The 18155-nt window shown below is 45.5% G+C and carries 15 protein-coding genes and 1 pseudogene; 12 read left to right on the plus strand and 4 right to left on the minus strand.

The annotated features are described in order from the left end of the window. Positions 1-397 precede the first annotated feature (397 nt). The 12 genes and pseudogenes from FEF09_RS30725 to FEF09_RS12235 all read left to right on the plus strand — a co-directional run bounded on the left by FEF09_RS30725 (position 398) and on the right by FEF09_RS12235 (position 14392). On the plus strand, positions 398-556 hold the full coding sequence (locus FEF09_RS30725; protein ID WP_186774309.1) for a hypothetical protein: 159 nt from the start codon (positions 398-400) through the stop codon (positions 554-556). Next, positions 550-867, plus strand: coding sequence for an ankyrin repeat domain-containing protein (locus tag FEF09_RS12185; protein ID WP_186774310.1), 318 nt, complete (start codon positions 550-552; stop codon positions 865-867). The genes FEF09_RS30725 and FEF09_RS12185 overlap by 7 nt, the downstream gene beginning before the upstream one ends. Positions 868-1484: 617 nt before the next feature. Further along, positions 1485-4186: pseudogene (locus FEF09_RS34750) on the plus strand (hypothetical protein); the annotation flags it as partial. A 155-nt stretch (positions 4187-4341) separates the two neighbouring features. Further along, a complete protein-coding gene (locus FEF09_RS12200) occupies positions 4342-4581 on the plus strand; it encodes a T9SS type A sorting domain-containing protein (protein WP_186774311.1) in 240 nt (79 codons plus the stop codon). 105 nt (positions 4582-4686) lie between these two features. After that, positions 4687-5370, plus strand: a complete 684-nt coding sequence (locus FEF09_RS12205) for a RibD family protein (protein WP_146305371.1) — start codon at positions 4687-4689, stop codon at positions 5368-5370. Between the two features lie 505 nt (positions 5371-5875). Next, positions 5876-6292 (plus strand): amino acid permease, encoded by a 417-nt coding sequence (locus tag FEF09_RS32935; protein WP_261387444.1) that lies wholly within the window; start codon positions 5876-5878, stop codon positions 6290-6292. After that, positions 6280-7200 carry an APC family permease gene (locus FEF09_RS12215; RefSeq protein ID WP_261387445.1) on the plus strand — a complete coding sequence of 307 codons (921 nt, stop codon included), beginning with the start codon at positions 6280-6282 and terminating at the stop codon, positions 7198-7200. The genes FEF09_RS32935 and FEF09_RS12215 overlap by 13 nt, the downstream gene beginning before the upstream one ends. Positions 7201-7312: 112 nt before the next feature. Further along, a complete protein-coding gene (locus tag FEF09_RS12220; protein ID WP_186774312.1) occupies positions 7313-7930 on the plus strand; it encodes an RNA polymerase sigma factor in 618 nt (205 codons plus the stop codon). Positions 7931-8031: 101 nt separating this feature from the next. Beyond that, complete coding sequence (locus tag FEF09_RS32940) at positions 8032-8568, plus strand: hypothetical protein (protein ID WP_261387446.1); 537 nt, start codon at positions 8032-8034, stop codon at positions 8566-8568. Continuing rightward, a complete protein-coding gene (locus FEF09_RS12225) occupies positions 8457-9044 on the plus strand; it encodes a FecR family protein (RefSeq protein WP_261387462.1) in 588 nt (195 codons plus the stop codon). The genes FEF09_RS32940 and FEF09_RS12225 overlap by 112 nt, the downstream gene beginning before the upstream one ends. A 54-nt stretch (positions 9045-9098) precedes the next feature. Next, complete coding sequence (locus FEF09_RS12230) at positions 9099-12626, plus strand: SusC/RagA family TonB-linked outer membrane protein (protein WP_146305374.1); 3528 nt, start codon at positions 9099-9101, stop codon at positions 12624-12626. A gap of 17 nt (positions 12627-12643) precedes the next feature. Then, positions 12644-14392 (plus strand): RagB/SusD family nutrient uptake outer membrane protein, encoded by a 1749-nt coding sequence (locus FEF09_RS12235; protein ID WP_261387447.1) that lies wholly within the window; start codon positions 12644-12646, stop codon positions 14390-14392. A 78-nt stretch (positions 14393-14470) separates the two neighbouring features. On the opposite strand, the gene FEF09_RS12240 is transcribed toward FEF09_RS12235, so the two are convergent. From FEF09_RS12240 to FEF09_RS12255, 4 genes are all read right to left on the minus strand, one after another. Next, complete coding sequence (locus FEF09_RS12240; protein WP_146305376.1) at positions 14471-15157, minus strand: GNAT family N-acetyltransferase; 687 nt, start codon at positions 15155-15157, stop codon at positions 14471-14473. Positions 15158-15248: 91 nt separating this feature from the next. Continuing rightward, positions 15249-15536: an ArsR/SmtB family transcription factor gene (locus FEF09_RS12245; protein ID WP_012790099.1), complete on the minus strand. Its 288-nt coding sequence runs from the start codon at positions 15534-15536 to the stop codon at positions 15249-15251. Between the two features lie 488 nt (positions 15537-16024). Then, entirely contained in the window at positions 16025-16900 is an 876-nt protein-coding gene (locus tag FEF09_RS12250; protein ID WP_146305377.1) for an alpha/beta hydrolase, read from the minus strand. Between the two features lie 95 nt (positions 16901-16995). Further along, positions 16996-17658 (minus strand): DUF4272 domain-containing protein, encoded by a 663-nt coding sequence (locus FEF09_RS12255; RefSeq protein ID WP_146305378.1) that lies wholly within the window; start codon positions 17656-17658, stop codon positions 16996-16998. Positions 17659-18155: the final 497 nt, after the last annotated feature.

The following is an 18155-nucleotide window of genomic DNA, read 5'->3' on the forward strand; positions in this document are numbered from 1 at the left end:
AAGATCACCAATAGATTGTCTCTATCAAGACGGCATTTGTGCGGTTACCAGAGCGGGAATGAGATTGTAACACATCTCTTTGGATAAAGATAGTTGTTTCAATGTAAAACTGATTCAACATCATACACCTTTATAGAAATAAATCCCAATAGACAAAATCTATCGGCTATGATATTAATTTATAAGATGTAAATACATCCATATAATGAATAATATTGCAATCCGATAGCATTACCAAAGGGTTCAAATGTCGCTTTAGCCTTGCTTATTAATGGTTATGCTATAGTCTGACTATAGTCAACCTACGTTAATCTTACGCTCAAAAGGTAGCATTAACGTATGATCACTATAGTCAGACTATACCCGGACTGATTATAATCAACTGAAAAGATTTGTTATGATGATAGACGTATTCGAAGCAGCCAGAACTAATAACGTATCTCTCCTGAAGGAGTTTGTAGCAGACGGATTGCTGAATGCAAGAGATGACAGGGCATCGACCCCACTCATCATTGCCGCCTATTACATCACAGCGAAGCAGTCGCTTATTTGTTGAAAGCAGGGGCTAAAATTGAATCAACAGACAATCTCGGACATACTGCATTGATGGGCGCCTGCTTCAAAGGACATGCTGACATTGTAAAGCTATTGTTGAAAAAAGGCGCATCTGTAGCGACGGAAACAGACCACGGAGCAACGGCATTAACATATGCTGCCACTTTCGGACATCAGCACATTGTAGATCTTTTACTCGACAATGGCGCTAATCCGCTTAAGAAGAAATTTAGTATGAAAATAAAAATGGTCATGGGATTGTTCTCCCGTATGTTATCTCCGAAAAAGACGGCCATCCCCAAACCTTATTAATGCTCACAAGGACACAGGACACAGAAACATAGGACAAAAAAACCAGGACACAACTAAAAAGGCGTTGCTACTCAGGCAGCGCCTTTTACCTGTTCCCCCATCTTATTAGTTGTATAAAAACTTTTATACCCTGCTATGAAATGCACAGACTCCTTATTATATTAGTGTGTGCAAACCCGCCCCGTAGCTCGCAATAGCTGAAAACTATCTCTACCCATTCCACTACAAGTTCAGGTTATTTCACGTTCAGTACTCATGTAAGCAAAAGCAAAACCCAAATTAATTCCATCATGAAAAAGAAAATCCTTTACACGCTACTTGTCGTATGCCTGCCCGTGTTATTTTCACAGGCACAGACACTACGTGTACCCGGCAGCCCCTATCCGTTATCTGCTGTACCCGACAGTGTATTTCTCACTTCTGAGAACTATTCCGTATCCGAACGGGTCGCACTGCAAACCCTTCAGGGTGTGACTGCACAAACGAAGCCCGCTATCCTGCGCGATCTTTCAGGCCATCGTGCTCTGATAGAGAAAGCAGGTGTTAAAGTCAATGATTCTTATTACAACAACTTCCCCGGATTACTTGGTTTCTTCGCCAACAGACTTTCCGGCTACATTCTCTGTAATCAGAAAGACCGCTCCACCAATGTGGCCATTTCTCTCGCAGGTGTGATGAATGCGGTAGCTATTCCTGCGGATATTGAGCAGACAGCTATTAACGCCGGACTCACAAGGTTACTGGATGCCAGAGCCAGAGATGAGGCATGGGCACTCGCTAACTATGGCACCCTGTTTAGTAAACAGATAGCCACCTATCAGCAAAGCTCAGATGACCGCGTATCATTTATGGGTGATTACAGCGCCTTTACAAAAGCTTTCCAGTTCTGGGACAGCTCTCCTTCCGGTACTATCGCTACCAGCGCGTATAATCGCATGAACAAGGGAGCTACCTTCTTCGGCTGGGGACCGGAAGAATATGGCACCGTAGAACAGCTTTCCCTGAAATCTATGTCCATCATTCCTTCTGACTGGGCAGCCAACCTGTCTACGCTCAGTAACATCCCGGCAAAGACGAAAGTCTTCAAACAGAAAGAACCTGTCAAACCATTCGAAGTAAAAACAGGTGTACACACCGTCTGCTTCGTAATCACTGATGGTGACAACGTACAATGGTTGCTGGGCTCCCACGACAATATCAACAACTGGAATAACCCCGCCCGTGCACATGTCAATCTGGGATGGACGATCTCCCCTTCCCTTGCAGAACTGGCGCCAACGGTTTATGAAAAGTATGTAGATAACTGTCTCACTACACCAGATGGCAGAAACGTACTCATTGCCGGCCCCTCCGGAAAGAGTTATTTCTTTCCCGGTCGTATGCCGGATGCTGACCTTGAAACGGAATCTAAACTGCTGAACAGCTATATGAAAAAAGCAGACCTCCGTATTGTCAATATCATCGATGCTGACGACAGCGACAATGATCCTTCTTCTTATCTTAAACAGGATAATATCGACGCATTATTTACTACAGTTATGGTGCAAACTATACCGGTCGTCACGGACAGATAGACTGGTACAATGACAAACCTTCTATTGGTGGCAGATATACTCTCTGGGGCACTTTATCTTCTCCTCAGTCACTTGCCAATCAGCTGAATCAGGCTTCTACCAACATTAACTCCGCTGATGGTTATAGTCTGGTATCAGTACATATCTGGTCAAGAGATGTGGATGATGTACAGGACTGTATCAATCGCCTTGGTCCTAATGTGCGCGTGGTAGCACCCGATGAATTTGTATGGCTTATCCGTAAAAACCTCAGAAACCTGCCTGTGGGTACAGGTAACGGATTGAAAGCGGAATACTATGCAGGCTATCATAAAGATGTGCTCAAGTATACACAGACAGATGGAAATGTGGATTTCGACTGGGGTACCGGTTCTCCTGATCAGGCACAGCTGGGCGTTAATCAGTTCTCTGTAAAATGGTCCGGACAGGTACAAGCATTGTATTCTGAACCTTATACCTTCCATGTTTATTCAGATGATGGTGTAAAACTGACGGTCAACGGACAAACCCTGATCAACGATTACGAGACACAAGGTGCTTACACCCGTACAGGAACGATCAACCTGACAGCAGGACAAAAATACAATATTGAATTAGAGTATGGCGAAGGTAATGGTGATGCATTCTGCCACCTGCAATGGTCCAGTACGTCGCAGATGCGGCAGGCGATTCCCAAAGCACAGCTATACAGCAGACCAGATACCAGCAACGGTCCGGTAACCGTATATGAACATGCTCAATACGGCGGCTTTCACACCGGCTTACCTATCGGCGCCTACAAACTGGCCGGACTGCAATTGAAAGGTGTACAGAATGATGAGATATCGTCCATCAAAGTAGCAGAAGGTTACAAAGTAGTGCTCTTCGAACACGAGAACTTTGCAGGTGATTCCATTGTACTGACGGCCAGCAGTCCTGCGCTGGGCAGTAACTGGGATGAGAAAGCCAGCTCTGTCAAAGTACTGGCTAATGGTAACACTGGTCTTGCCGGTTCTTATACCATCAGAAACGCAGCCAGTAATTTATTCCTTGATGTACGTGGCGGCTTAGGAGGTACAGGCGATGGAGTCGCTATACAATTGTGGCATGGCACCAATGCCGCTAACCAGACCTTTACACTGAAACACCTCGGAGACGGACGTTATACTATCACAGCTTATCATAGCGCGAAATGTCTTGATATTCCACAATCCAGCACGGACGACGATGTAAGTCTCTGGCAATGGACGGCACAGGAAGCCAGCAATCAGCAGTTTATTGCAGTAGCAGCTGATAGCGGCTATTATAAATTCATCTCTGTACGCAGTGGTCAAGTACTGACTACTTTAAATAACAGCACCGCACCGGAAGCGAAAGTGGTACAGCATACCGGTAATGGTCAGACGGGTGCCAGATGGCAGCTATTGTCAGTACCGACTGTCGGTAATGGAAATGGTCTCAGCGGTAACTATTACAATGGCAAAAACTTCGAGACCTTCGTCTTCAACCGTATTGATAAAACCATCGATTTTGACTGGGGAGAAGGTGCGCCGAGTACGGGCATTACCAATGACAGTTACAGCATCAGATGGACAGGTAAAGTAGAGCCGAGATATACGGGCACTTACACCTTTTATATGACCAGTGATAATGGTCGTCGCCTCTGGGTCAATAATCAGCTGATCATCGACAAATGGCTCAATGACTGGGATATTGAATACTCTGGTACGATCAACCTTGTAGCAGGGCAACAATACGATATTAAGTAGAATACTTTGAGGACTTTGGCGGCGCCAATTGCAGACTGTCATGGTCAGGTCCGAATCAGGCTAAAGAGATCATCCCAAAGAATCAGCTCTATGCCACTGCTGCTACACTTGCTGCTGCGAATCTGGCCCTTATGGGAAAAGATGCCCATACTATGGGAAAAAATATCCTTCTTTATCCTAACCCGGCACAAAGCAGCATCCGGTTCCAATTCAGTGCACAACAGGCAAGGATGAGCATCTTTGATGCAGTCGGTCGTCAGGTAGTACCAGCAAGCGTTATATATGCCGGACAGGCAATTGATATCAGTCAGCTGCCTACAGGCGTCTACCTGATACAACTTGATATCAACGGTAAGAAAACGGTCAAACACCTGCTTAAAACCGCTGAGTAAGCTGCAGCTATCTGATTTTATAGTTGACTGCTTTGTATTTATCAGTGCCTGCCCCTAATTTGCATCATCTTTGTAGAAACTGATTGATCAACAATACTGAAGAATATGCAACCATACGTTATTTGTCATATGCTCTGCTCTATCGATGGACGCATCATTACAGAAAACTGGAAACCTTTTAAAGGAGTGGAATATTACGAACAGACCGGCAAACAGGAAAAAGCGGATGCATGGTTTTGTGGAAGAGTCACCATGGAGCAACACTTTGCTACTGAAAAACCAGACGTATCCGGTTTTGAAAAGGTAGCGGACAAAGCGGACTATATTGCCGATACACAGGCAAAGTCTTATGTTGTGGCGCTTGACGCAGGCGGCAAACTGGGCTGGGATTCCAATGATCTGGATGGGGACCGGCTTATTGTAGTACTGACTGAAAAAGTCGAAGCGGAATATCTTGGTTATCTGCGCTCCAAACAGATATCCTATCTCTTTGGAGGTGCTGAGCAGGTTGATCTGGCAGCTATTCTGCAAAAGCTGCAACAGCATTTTAATATCAATAAGCTCCTGCTGGAAGGAGGTGGTGGTGTGAACGGATCATTTCATGCGGCTGGTCTGATCGATGAATTCAGCATACTCTATTATCCGGTTGCAGATGGTACTGCTACGGCCACCATTACGGATACGGGTCTGACATCCGCAGAAAGCATTCCTCACAAGCATCTGAAACTGCTGAAAGTAGAACAGCTCGGGGATGATGTTGTATGGATGAAATACAAAGTACAGCGATAATAAAAGGCCGCGTCAAAAATGGCGCGGCCTTTCTTCGAAACATTCGTGCTATTAAAAAAACATCACTCTTCTAATATCCATCATTCTGCCTCAGATTCGGATTATTTGCGATCTGTGTATTTGGAATAGGACAGACCTCTTTATTTACATCGTTTGTTGACGTATGATCCCGCGCTGATGTAAAGCTTCTTCCAATAGCGTTGGTATAAACTTTAATGCAACAGTATCATCCCCTTCAGCGGAGGAGAACAGTAAAAATCATCTGCTGTATCTGGTGGCCTCATTTAAAACGTAAAATTATACATCCGGCTTCCCGGTACACGTTAAAATTATTAACTACTGCGAACGGCCTACAGATGCGACACTATATCAGGGATAACACCGTTCGTCATCTCGCAGGTATAACAGCAGCGCATACCTGCCTGCAGAGTCTTTATCCAAAGATTGACATTCTTCAATAAATATTTCGTCATACGAGTACAAAATATTTATTTTTACTATAGAAATGAAGCAACCAGAACTTTCCCGGCGCATCAGTCTTTTACAGGCGACTGCTATTAATATGACAGATATGGTGGGCATCGGCCCATTTATAGTATTGAGCATAGTGGCAACCACTATGCATGGACCGGGTTTTCTTTATGCCTGGGTAGCGGGCGCGGTGCTGTCTTTTATTGATGCAATGGTATGGAGTGAACTGGGTGCAACCTTCCCTATGGCGGGAGGTAGCTATAACTTCCTGAAAGAAGGGTTTGGTCCGCGGACAGGTAAGCTGATGAGCTTTCTCTTTGTGTGGCAGACCATGATACAGGCTCCCCTCGTGATTGCTTCTGCTGCTATTGGCTTTGCCCACTATGCAGGATATATTGTTCCATTAGGTGTCTGGGGCACCAAAGCCGTCAGTGGGGAATGGTATTATTGATCGTCTTCATGCTCTACCGGAAAATAGAAACCATCGGCCGTATCAGCGTATTTCTCTGGATGGGCGTACTGGTTACCATGGCCTGGATCATCGGTGGTGGTATTGCGCATGGTCAGTTCATGGAGCCTATCAGACATGTAAATGACGGTCTGCAACTCAATTATGCCTTTGCAACGGCATTGGGTATGGCCAGCGTGAAAACCGTATATAGTTATCTGGGATACTATAATGTCTGCCATCTGGGTGGTGAAATCACCCGCCCGGAGAAGAACATTCCACGTAGTATGCTAATCTCCATTGCCGGCATCTCCGTATTATACCTTTGTATGAATATCAGTGTCGCCTCCGTGTTGCCACAAGACCAGATAGAACAAAGCAGTTTTGTAGTAAGCGAATTCATAGAAGCCCTCATGGGCAGTACAGCCGCCAAAATAGGCACTGTATTAATACTATGGGTGGCATTTGCGTCTGTTTTCTCTGCTACATTAGGTTATAGCCGTATTCCTTACGCCGCGGCCAAAGACGGAGCTTTCTTCTCCGTTTTCGCACGTCTGCATCCCACCAAGAACTTTCCGCATGTATCCCTGCTGGTGCTGGGTGGCGTCGCATTTGTATTCAGTCTGCTGTTCAAAATAAAGGAAGTCATCGACGCCATACTCGCCATGCGTATTATGATACAGTTCATTGCACAGGCAATAGGTCTGATCCTGCTCAGCAAAAGAAACGGCCGGAGCTTTCTGAAATGGCACATGCCGCTCTACCCTATCCCCGTGATCCTCGCGATCCTTATCTGGGCCTGTATATTTATTTCAACTGGTCCGCATATGATGCTGGCCGGACTGACCGTAACCATTGCTGGTGTCATCGTTTATGTGATCAAATCAAGATTACCCGTCCGGAATCTCTGATATCCGTCCTTTTTACTGTTTCTGCCGGAACCTCTACCGGTAACACTGGTTATTATCTTCCAAAATGCTTATTTTTATAAGGCAAGAGGAACGTATCAACCAAAATAGCAGCATGAAAGCAGTAAAAACCACCATCACTGCTTCGCCAACAGTATCTCCACAGGAGGAAGTATGGAACCAGTTCCGGCAAGGTAGCCGTGACGCTTTTGCCCTGATCTATCAGGAGCATGCAGACCATCTTTATCATTATGGCTGTCATTTCTGCGGAGACGTAGAACTGGTCAGAGATGCCATGCAGGAACTCTTTCACGACCTCTGGCAGACCAGAGAACATCTTGCCGATCAGATCCAGAATATCCGGTATTATCTGCTCAGCAGCCTTCGACGACGCTTATTACGGACTTTAGAGAAGAACAGGCGATTGCTCTCCACAGCAGCGGATCTCGCCGGAGATTTCGAACTTATTCCCAGTAAAGAACACCTGATCATACAGGATGAACGTCAGCAGGAACAGCTGAAACAATTGTATGCTGCGCTGAATGCTTTACCTCGCAGACAACGGGAAGCGATTTATCTGCGCTTCTTCCATGAACTGTCTTATCAGGAAATAGCAGGCATGATGTCTATGAAGGTGGATTCAGTGTATAATATTATTTCAAAGGCGATAGGCATGTTGAAGAAGATGCTGCCACCGGCGGTATTGGTATTATTGCTATATCCGGGGAGATGACCCACCCTGTGATTCCCTGCCTTTAAAAATTATTTCAAAAATATTTCCCCAAAACCGATGAGATTCCCCTCCTCCCCGTCTCTCTATAATAAAACACCCTTTTGAACCAATACCATCTCTACACTGTACGCGACTTTGCGCTGGATGAATACTTCCAGGAGTGGGTCCTGCGTCCGGATGTCAAAAACACCTGGTACTGGGAAAACTGGCAGAAAGAACACCCGGAGAAAAAAGACATCATAGCCGCCGCTATCACATTGGTAAAATCTATTCAGTTCCGTGACTATGCCATGCCTCCGGCGGAAAAAGAAGCGCTCTGGGACAACATCTGGGATAGTATTGCGGCAGAAAGCGACAATGAAACAACAATGCCCGCCAATGTCCGCCGGCGCTTCCCGTGGAAATACGCCGCTGCTGCTGCCATCCTCCTTTTAGCAGGTGCGTTCTGGTTCATGAGAAAACAACCAGCCTTTGCCCCGGTGACGGCCAGTATGGCCACACAGACAGGGCAGACAAACACTTCCTGCTGCCGGACAGCTCGGAAGTATGGCTCAACGCGGCCTCGAAATTACAATATACACAGAAAGATATCGGTGTACGTGAAGTATGGCTGGATGGAGAAGCATGGTTCCATGTAAGACATACAGCGGAGAACAGCCGCTTTATTGTACATACCTATGATAAACTCTCTGTGGAAGTACTCGGTACACAATTCAATGTCAATAATGTTGGGGATAAGATAGCAGTAGTATTACAAGAAGGAAGTGTAAAACTGAATATCACAGAACAACAGGGACAAACACCCACACAGCTATATCTGCGGCCGGGAGAGGCATTACGTTACAATAAGACAGATGGCGCATATACAAAGAGTAAAACCGATGCGGAAAAAGCAGCTGCGTGGACCCGCGGACAACTGATCATGGAAGACTACACCGTAGCAGATGCCATACAGTTTATGCAACAGGTATTTGACAGACATATAACAGTTAAAGACAAAAAGACGCTGCGATACAGTATTTCAGGATCGATGCCCATTAGTTATAACGCAGACACAATGCTTATACAATTTGAAAAAGCCTTTAACACACGCTTTTTCCGACAGGATAAATAAACCACGAAGAAAGACTGATACCCGACATTTTTATTAACCAAAATTAGATCGCACATGAAAAAACATTTACGTGTGCTGCTGATGCATACCCTTGCGTCAGGCGCCCTATGCTCTCAGGCATTGGCTGAAAAGCCGGTAACAGCAACAGTTTATCTGTCTGCCGCCAGCGATACCCAGCAGGATGATGTTCCCCTGAAACAGTTATTCCGGCAAACGGAAACAAAGTTCGGCGTCTCCATTGCCTATAAAACCGAACTGGTCACCGATCAGAAAGCAAGCGTAGATGTCGCTGCCTGTAAGTCACCGGAAGAAGCACTGGAAAAAGCGTTGGCACACTTTAATCTTGCTTTCGAAAAAGTGCGCGAGAAGTTTTATGTGATAAGAGCAAAGGAAGCCCCTCCCGCACCAGTCATCACCACCGCACAACGCCCCATACGTGGTAAGGTGACAGATGCAAAAGGCGCTGCACTACCGGGCGTGACCGTTCGCATTAAAGGTACTTCAACCGGAGCCGTTACCGCTGCAGATGGTACCTATACACTCAATATCCCCGGTAATGGTAATGAGGTACTCGAAGTAACATTCGTCGGTTATCAGTCGCAGGAAATCACCATCGGCACACAACAGGAAATCAATATCACACTTGCTGAAAATACCAGCACACTCAATGAAGTGATCGTAACAGGTTATACGGCACAACGTAAAAAAGACCTGACAGGTGCTGTGACGGTCATTGATATCAGCGAAATGACCAAACAGCCATCCGGACAGGTCACCAGTCAGTTACAGGGGCAGGCATCCGGTGTGACGGTGATTGGTTCCGGTCAACCGGGACAGGAACCCGTAGTGCGTATCCGTGGTGTGAATACCTTTGACAACAATACGCCACTTTATGTCGTGGATGGTGTGCCGACACAAAGTATCAATGACCTCAATCCCAATGATGTCTCTTCCATGCAGGTATTAAAAGATGCAGGTGCTGCATCGATCTACGGTTCCCGTGCATCCAATGGTGTTATTATTATTACTACGAAGAAAGGCAACGGTAAAGTAAAAATCAAATACGATGCATTTTATGGCCGGCAGTATCCTAAAGGCGGAAACGTATGGCATACGCTCAATTCGCAGGAAATGGCCAATCTGCGCTGGCTGCGTTATAAGAATACAGGTGAGCCGCTCAGCGATACACTATACGGCACCGGCGCTACTCCGCGTCTGCCGGATTATATACAACCTGTCGGTTTAATGGAAGGCGATCCACGTGTAAATCCGGATCTCTATTATGTCAATCCCAACTACACCGATCAGGACGACTACAACAGCTTCTACTATATCACCAAAGCCAACAAGGCAGGTACCGACTGGTTTCACGAAATATTTAATCCGGCTTCCATGACCAGTCATAACCTATCTGTCAGCGGTGGTACAGATAAAGGGAGTTATCTCTTTTCCCTGAATTATTACAATCAACAAGGCACGCTGATGAATACCTATCTTAAAAGATATATCATCCGTTCCAATAGCCAGTTCAGCCTCAGTAAACATATCAGAATAGGCGAAAACCTGTCTTTCTCCGTTACAGACAATCCAACGGTAGACCTGCTTACTGCCAGTGGCGCAGTAGGCATGGCTCTCCGTGAACAACCTATCATTCCGGTGTATGATATCAAAGGTAATTTCGGTGGATCAAATGGTCTTGGACTCGGTGATGCCATGAACCCGGTAGCCATGCAATATCGTACAAGAAATGACCGCGGACAGGTAAACAGAGTGTTTGGTAACATCTATGCAGATATCGACTTTCTGGATCATTTTACTTTCCATACCAGTTTCGGTGGTGAAGTAAATTCAGGATGGAGACATAACTTCACGTATCCACAGTACGAGAACAAGGAAAATGCCGGTGTCAACTCCTATACAGAGTCCAGCGACTTCGCACACAACTGGACATGGACAAACACACTGACCTATCATAATACCTTCAATAAAGTACATACACTAAATATCCTTGCCGGTACAGAAGCTTATGATGAACGCTCCCGCAGCCAGATCGGTACCACACAGGATTACTTTTCCTTTGATCCCGATTATGTAGATAATGGTACGGGTGCCGGCGGACAAGTCATTGCTGCTTCCCGTTACTCCGCAGGATTATTATCACTCATCGGTCGTATCGATTACAGCTTCCGCGATAAATACCTGTTGAGCGCTACCTTACGTCGCGATGGTTCCTCCAAGTTTGGCGTGAATAACCGTTATGGTCTCTTCCCTGCCGCCAGCGCAGGATGGCGTATTTCACAAGAATCATTTATGAAAGATATCAGCTGGCTGACTGACCTGAAAATACGCGGCGGATGGGGTATCATGGGTAATCAGCTGAGTCTCACACCGGGCAACGCCTACACATTGTATGGTGGCAATAAAAACACTTCCTACTATGATCTGCTTGGTACCAATAATAGTATTGTACTGGGCTTCCAACAGATTCAGATCGGTAATCCGGATGCGAAATGGGAAAGTGATATCAATACCAATATCGGTTTTGATGCAACCATCCTTGGTGGTGCGATTGAAATATCGGCTGACTATTACCAGAAAAACATCAAAGATCTATTATATAACAGTGAATTACCCGGCACCTTTGGAACCGCACCAGCGCCTTATTCCAATGTTGCCAACATGAAAAATAAAGGCGTAGATATCTCCCTCTCCACACATGCCAACCTTGCAAAAGATCTGAAGTTTGATGCGACTGTAACCTTTACATCCTTCAAAAACAGGATCGTGAAAATAGCGCAGGGTGTAGATTACTTTGACAGTCAGCCGCGCAACTTCAGTGAAAGCATTATCCGCAATGCAGTCGGACAACCCATCTCCAGTTTTTACGGATATCAGATCGCTGGTTTCTGGAACAGTCAGAGTGATATAGATAAAGCTGATCAGGGTGCGCAGTCGGCTACTAACGATCCTTCCGCCAGTTTTCAGGAAGACGCTGCTCCGGGGCGTTTCCGCTATGCAGATCTGAACCATGATGGTGTGATCAATGCAGATGATCGCACCTTCCTTGGTAATCCCAATCCTAAGATATCTTATGGTGTCAATCTGGGGCTTACCTACAAACAATTTGATTGCAGTATGTTCCTGTTTGGCGTACAAGGCAATCAGATCTGGAATCAGGTAAAATGGTGGACAGACTTCGCGTCTTCTTTTGATGGCGCTAAAAGTAAAACTGCGCTGTATGATTCATGGTTGCCCGAACGCATGAATGCAAAGGCTCCGATACAGGAAGGAGAAGGCTCTTTCAGTACCAATGCAGTGCCTAACTCTTATTATGTGGAAAACGGCGCATATCTGCGGTGTAAGAACATCCAACTGGGCTACACGTTCCCTGCAGGACTGGGCAGCAGATTACATATTGAAAGACTCCGCATCTATGTGCAGGCTGCGAACTTGTTTACCATTACGAAATACAGTGGCATAGATCCGGAAATAGGCGGCAGCGATGTAAGAAGTTTCGGTATTGATGAAGGCACTTACCCAAGTCAACGCCAGTTCCTCGCCGGTCTCAATCTTACCTTCTGATGTTAAATCTGAAAACCATGAAACTGTATCAATCACTCTCTATAGTATTCTTTACAGGTATAAGCCTGAGCCTTTCTTCCTGTAGTAAATTCCTCGACAGGGTACCACCTTCCTCATTAAAAGAAGAGCTGGTGGCTAATAAAAAAGGGATTAATGCATTACTCGTCGGCGCCTATGGTGCACTTGACGGACAAGACTTCACCGATGGTGATATGACCAATCTTTCAGGAGGCAGTGGTTATGCCGTATCGCCTGACAACTGGATCTATGGCAGCGTATGTGGTGGTGATGCACACAAAGGCAGCGATCACTTTGATTCTCCCCCTACATTGGATCTGGCGCGTTTCAGTGCCGGTGCAACCAATAGTTTTCTGAATGACAAATGGCGGGTGAATTACGAAGGTATCACACGTTGTAATACGGTGCTGAAGCTATTACCGGAGGCCACCGATATGTCAGCAGATGAGAAGACCGAAATAGCGGCTGAAGCACATTTCTTACGCGGACATTATTACAGCGATCTGAAAAAGTTGTTCAACATGGTGCCATGGATCGATGAAACCACCACCGACATGAAGACACCCAACAATCAGGATATCTGGCCAGACATCGAAGCCGATTTTAAATTCGCTATGGACAATCTTGCATTGACACAAAGCGAAGTGGGAAGACCCAACAAGTGGGCCGCAGCATCCTATCTCGCAAAGACGTATATGTACGAACACAAGTACAATGACGCAAAACCTCTGTTTGATCTGATCACAACAACAGGTGTGACATCAAAAGGCGATCGTTATGCATTGAGAAACCGCTTCGAAGACAACTTTGATGCCGCTACAGAGAATACTTCCGAATCTGTTTTCGCCATTCAATACGATGCCAATGACAACTCAGGTACTTCTGCCAATGCCAATCAGGGGCAGATGCTGAACTATCCTTATAATGGGCCTTTCAGTTGCTGCGGATTCTTTCAGCCCACACAGGATCTTGTGAATTCTTATATCACGGATGCGCAGGGATTACCTATTCCGGATGGTTATAATACGCATAATGTGAATACAGAAACAGTTGATCCGCGGCTTGACTGGACTGTCGGACGTCAAGGCATTCCTTATCTTGACTGGGGGGTACATCCCGGTGATACATGGATCAGGGAAGCGTCTACCGCAGGCCACTATTCTCCTAAGAAAAATGTATACTGGCAGGCAACACAGGACGAGTACTACGATCCGCGTGGCTGGGCGCCCGGTAATGCCATTAACTATAACGTAATAAGATATGCAGATATACTGCTGATGGCAGCAGAATGTGAAGCCCAGCTAGGTAATGCTGATGCCGCAGAACGCTATGTAAATATTGTACGTGCGCGGGCCGCCAGACCCGAAAGCGCGGTGTATAAGTATGAAGACGACAGCGAACCTATGGATGGTTTTTCAGATAAACCGGCTGCTAATTATAAAGTGTCACCTTATCCTGCAGGCACCTTCTCTGCTAAAGGAAAAGACTATGCATTGAAAGCAATTTATTTCGAACGAAAACTGGAACTGGCGATGGAAGGTCATCGTTTCTTTGATCTGGTACGCTGGGGTATTGCCGACCAGACAATGAATGCATTCTTTGCTTTTGAAGGCGCTACTACGCTGGACATACAAGGCGCAAGCTTTATAAAAGGAACGAATGAATACTTTGCTATTCCACAAAGACAAATAGATCTTTCTACGAATGGAGGTAAGATAACATTACAACAAAACAACGGATACCATTGATAATGGGTGGTTAGTAAAAAAAGAGCAACATTTAACACGGAAGGGTATACCAGCTTGCTGATATACCCTTCTTTTTTATCAGCTATTTCTGATGATCTCCCAGAATACAATCGGACGTCTGTATTTAAATCCCAGCAACTCATATACTTTCCTCGCTCTTTCATTGCTGTTGACGAAATGTAAGTACAAGGCATTACCCGCAGAGATATTGGTAGCCATGATATGCGTCACCAGCTGTTGTGCATATCCTCTGCCGGTAAACGACGGATGCGTACACACGGCACTCACTTCTATCATGCCTGTTACCTTTGTACGTTCACCAGCCACCGCCACCAGCTGCCCTTCCTGCCGGATGCCATAGTACTGTCCAAGTAAGGGAGTACCTTCAAAAAAGAAACCCGGTTGTACCAGCCCCGTCAGGGCCAGCATGTCGGGAATATCATTTTCATTCAATGCAATCACTTCTTCTTTTTCTGCAACAGGCAAAGCCGCTTCACAGGTCATCTGTATACAATCCAGCTGGCGTACCAGCTGCCAGTTATCAGGTAATACCGGCAATTCACCGATGATGATCAACTTCTCTCCTACACTTGTCCATGGCAATAGCTCATTGATATCGGCAGTCGCCGGATCAGCACATCCCATGAATTGTAAAACACCTGCAGGATATCTTTGTACCTGTGGTGTTCCTTGTGCAAATGACCGGTGTACTGTCTGTAAAGCCTGCCAGACCGGATTATCCAGCATTTCGTAATGTTTAAGCATAGCACGGTATTTTTAGAAGGCGGGTATGTATCTAAAAGTTTCGATTGGTACACATTAAAAAAAGCAATGATGTGCTTTAATTTATCACTGCCTACACAGTGAAGATAGAAAGGTATTTTATATACTCTGCAAAGATCTCTTTGTTGAGCTTGTATTTGGCATTACGCCCTTCCTTTTCTGCAATCAGCAGGTCAGCGTCTACCAGTTGTTTGATATGATGGGACACGGTGGATTGTGCGAGGTCGAGCATTTCAAGCAATACGGTGCATTGCGTCCAATCCTGCTCTTTTTTTATGGCTTCAACAATCTTGATACGATATGGGTCACCCAATGCTTTGGAAATTCTTTCAATTCTTTTAATGTCTAATTTCTTATTCATTATTGCAAATTTATCGATTCCTGCCCGATGGCAATTGAATGACAATTCCTCAATTTGTCATTTAATTGTCACATGTCGATATATTAATAAAATCAATCATCTTCAGTTGTAACGCATATAATTTTTTTTACCGGATACTAACAATTTATACGAGTCTACTATCAGGTCGTTCCTGAAAGGCCTTTTATCAGGGCGGTGTCAGGAAGGTTAGTCATAGATAAGCTGTAGATAACCCGTATATAAGCCGTAGATAAGCCGTTCCTATAGGAATGGAGTATCTACGGCTTATATACGGCTTATCTACGGGTCATCTCCGAAAAATCTTCCTGATGCAAACGGGATAAAAACGACCTGTTTTACTAGAAACAGACCGCAGATATTAGCAGTTTCACCTATCAGGAAATCAAGTTTTTGAACGAAAGTCATTAAAACAAAAACCCCGGACCGAGTTAACCGGTCCGGGGTCAGATATAAAAAAAATTGATCTACTACTTCGTAGCCGTTGTCGCAGGCGTCAGAATATGACTATCCGTCATCCAGTTGGTGAGCAGCGGCGGCCATGCCTTAATGGATTGCAGGTTAGAACGGTACCCCATATTGAAGGCATGGTTGCCGTTAGCAAAAATATGCGCCTCTACCGGCACCTTTGCCTGCCGGTAACGTTCCAGCAGCTGCACTATTGGTACAGAGCAACATTCATCATCATTAGCGGCGATAAGGAAAGCTTTAGGGGCATCTGCAGGCACTTTTTCGGGAATGCCCAATGGTCCGGGATATACCAGTATCTGGAAGTCAGGTTTACCATTCAGGCGGTCAATCGGGTCTTTGGCAGCCGGATCGCCATATCCGGGTGTATAAGCCACCTGTGATACCACTTCGCCACCGGCAGAAAAGCCCCAGATCCCAACCCTGTTGGTATCAATATTCCATTCCGTCGCATGACTCCGTACAAAACGCATGGCGCGGTAAGCATCCTGACGGATCTCTTTTTCGAGTGTATACGGAGAGTTTTCCTCGCGGAACAGGCGGTATTTCAGGATGATCGCCGCAACGCCTATACTATTCAGGAAGCGGGCGGGTGCCAGTCCTTCGGAAGTATATACCAGCAAACGGAAACCTCCTCCGGGACAGATCACAACGGCTGCGCCGGTTGCTTTTTCCTTTGGCGGAAGATAAATAGTAACAGATGGATTGTGGATATTCTTTACGTAGTAATCTTTGGCCTCTTCCGGCTCGTTTTTCCTGCTTTCATAACCGGGTGCACCATTGGGCCACAAATAAAAGGTTTTGGCCGTATCCTGGGCTAAAAGCGTGGAAATTGACATCAGGCAGAACAATGTCAGTAAAACAGACCTGCGTTGCATAGTGATTCTGGTTTACTTACAATATAGATCATACAGGCCGTATTTTCCAATAGTATGGAAGATACGGCCTGTACAAAGCTGCTGATAGGCGAATATTATAAAGTAGAGGTATCTGTGAGATCCCAGTCCCGCACATTCATGAAACGTCTCAGCCAGTTCAGGGCCAGATGACGTTCAAAAGAAGCAGGAACATGCACATCTGCCGTGCTTCTGCGGCCGGCAAACAGGCTATCTCTGTAATGCGTCGTGGTCAGTTCGTAAAAGATATTTTCGTCGTAGATCTCTTCCGGATTACGGAAATACAGGCGGTCCAGAAAGTCTCCCAGCTTATCCCCCAACGCGGGCAGACTGTCAATCAGTTCACTGATCTGATCTTCACTGAGCTCCTGACCGGGTATAGGTCTTTCCCTTACCAGATTCAGTGACCAGGCCAGAATATAAGCGGCTTCTATTCTCCAGCACAGGGCCGTCAGCGTATCATCGCTCACAGTACCACCATTCAGGTAGATAGCTTCCTTTTCGCTCACATAAGACCAGATGTTCTCATTCTTGAGCCAGTTCACAATGCCGAATTTCTTCGAATTGTCCTGTATCGTGTAGGCAATTGCAAGCAAAATCATTACTCTGCACCCTACTTCCCGCGGAGTCGCAAATAGTTGGTGATCAAAATTCAGGTATTCGGGATACGCGATCTGATAATTGTTGATTCCATGTTGCGCGAGTCTCTCCTCAATTCTTGTAATTCGTGCTGCTAACATTTATCTAATTAGGCTTCTACTATATATTTATTCACAGGATATTATGCTATAAACATACAATTCCTGCCAAGATATAACTTTTTACAGAAAGCAACCCTATTTCCTGTAAAAATAACGGCAGATGGATTCAATCCGTGACAATGTTCATTTGCCGGTTCATATTCAAAAAATTTCTGGTGTACGGACACCTGTCGTCCTTCTAAACCAACCTTCACATGATAAACCGGCGGATTTTTTAACAACTCTTTTAACACCCTATTAATAACTTGTTTTGGTTCAGGGCGCTATATTGCGGACCTGATAGGCATGCGGAAGCATGTCTCTTCATAACGTGAGATATAACAGCTGGATAATCCTGTCCAGCTCTTTCTTCCAATATCTCCCGGATGCCCTCTCCGCCATTACACACAATAAAAATACCGGGCAGATGTCCACCCGGTATCAGCTGTTATCTTCAATATCGTTATGCTACTTTCAGACGCTTCACACCATCCACC

Source organism: Chitinophaga pinensis (genome assembly GCF_007896845.1).
Lineage (GTDB): Bacteria > Bacteroidota > Bacteroidia > Chitinophagales > Chitinophagaceae > Chitinophaga > Chitinophaga pinensis_C.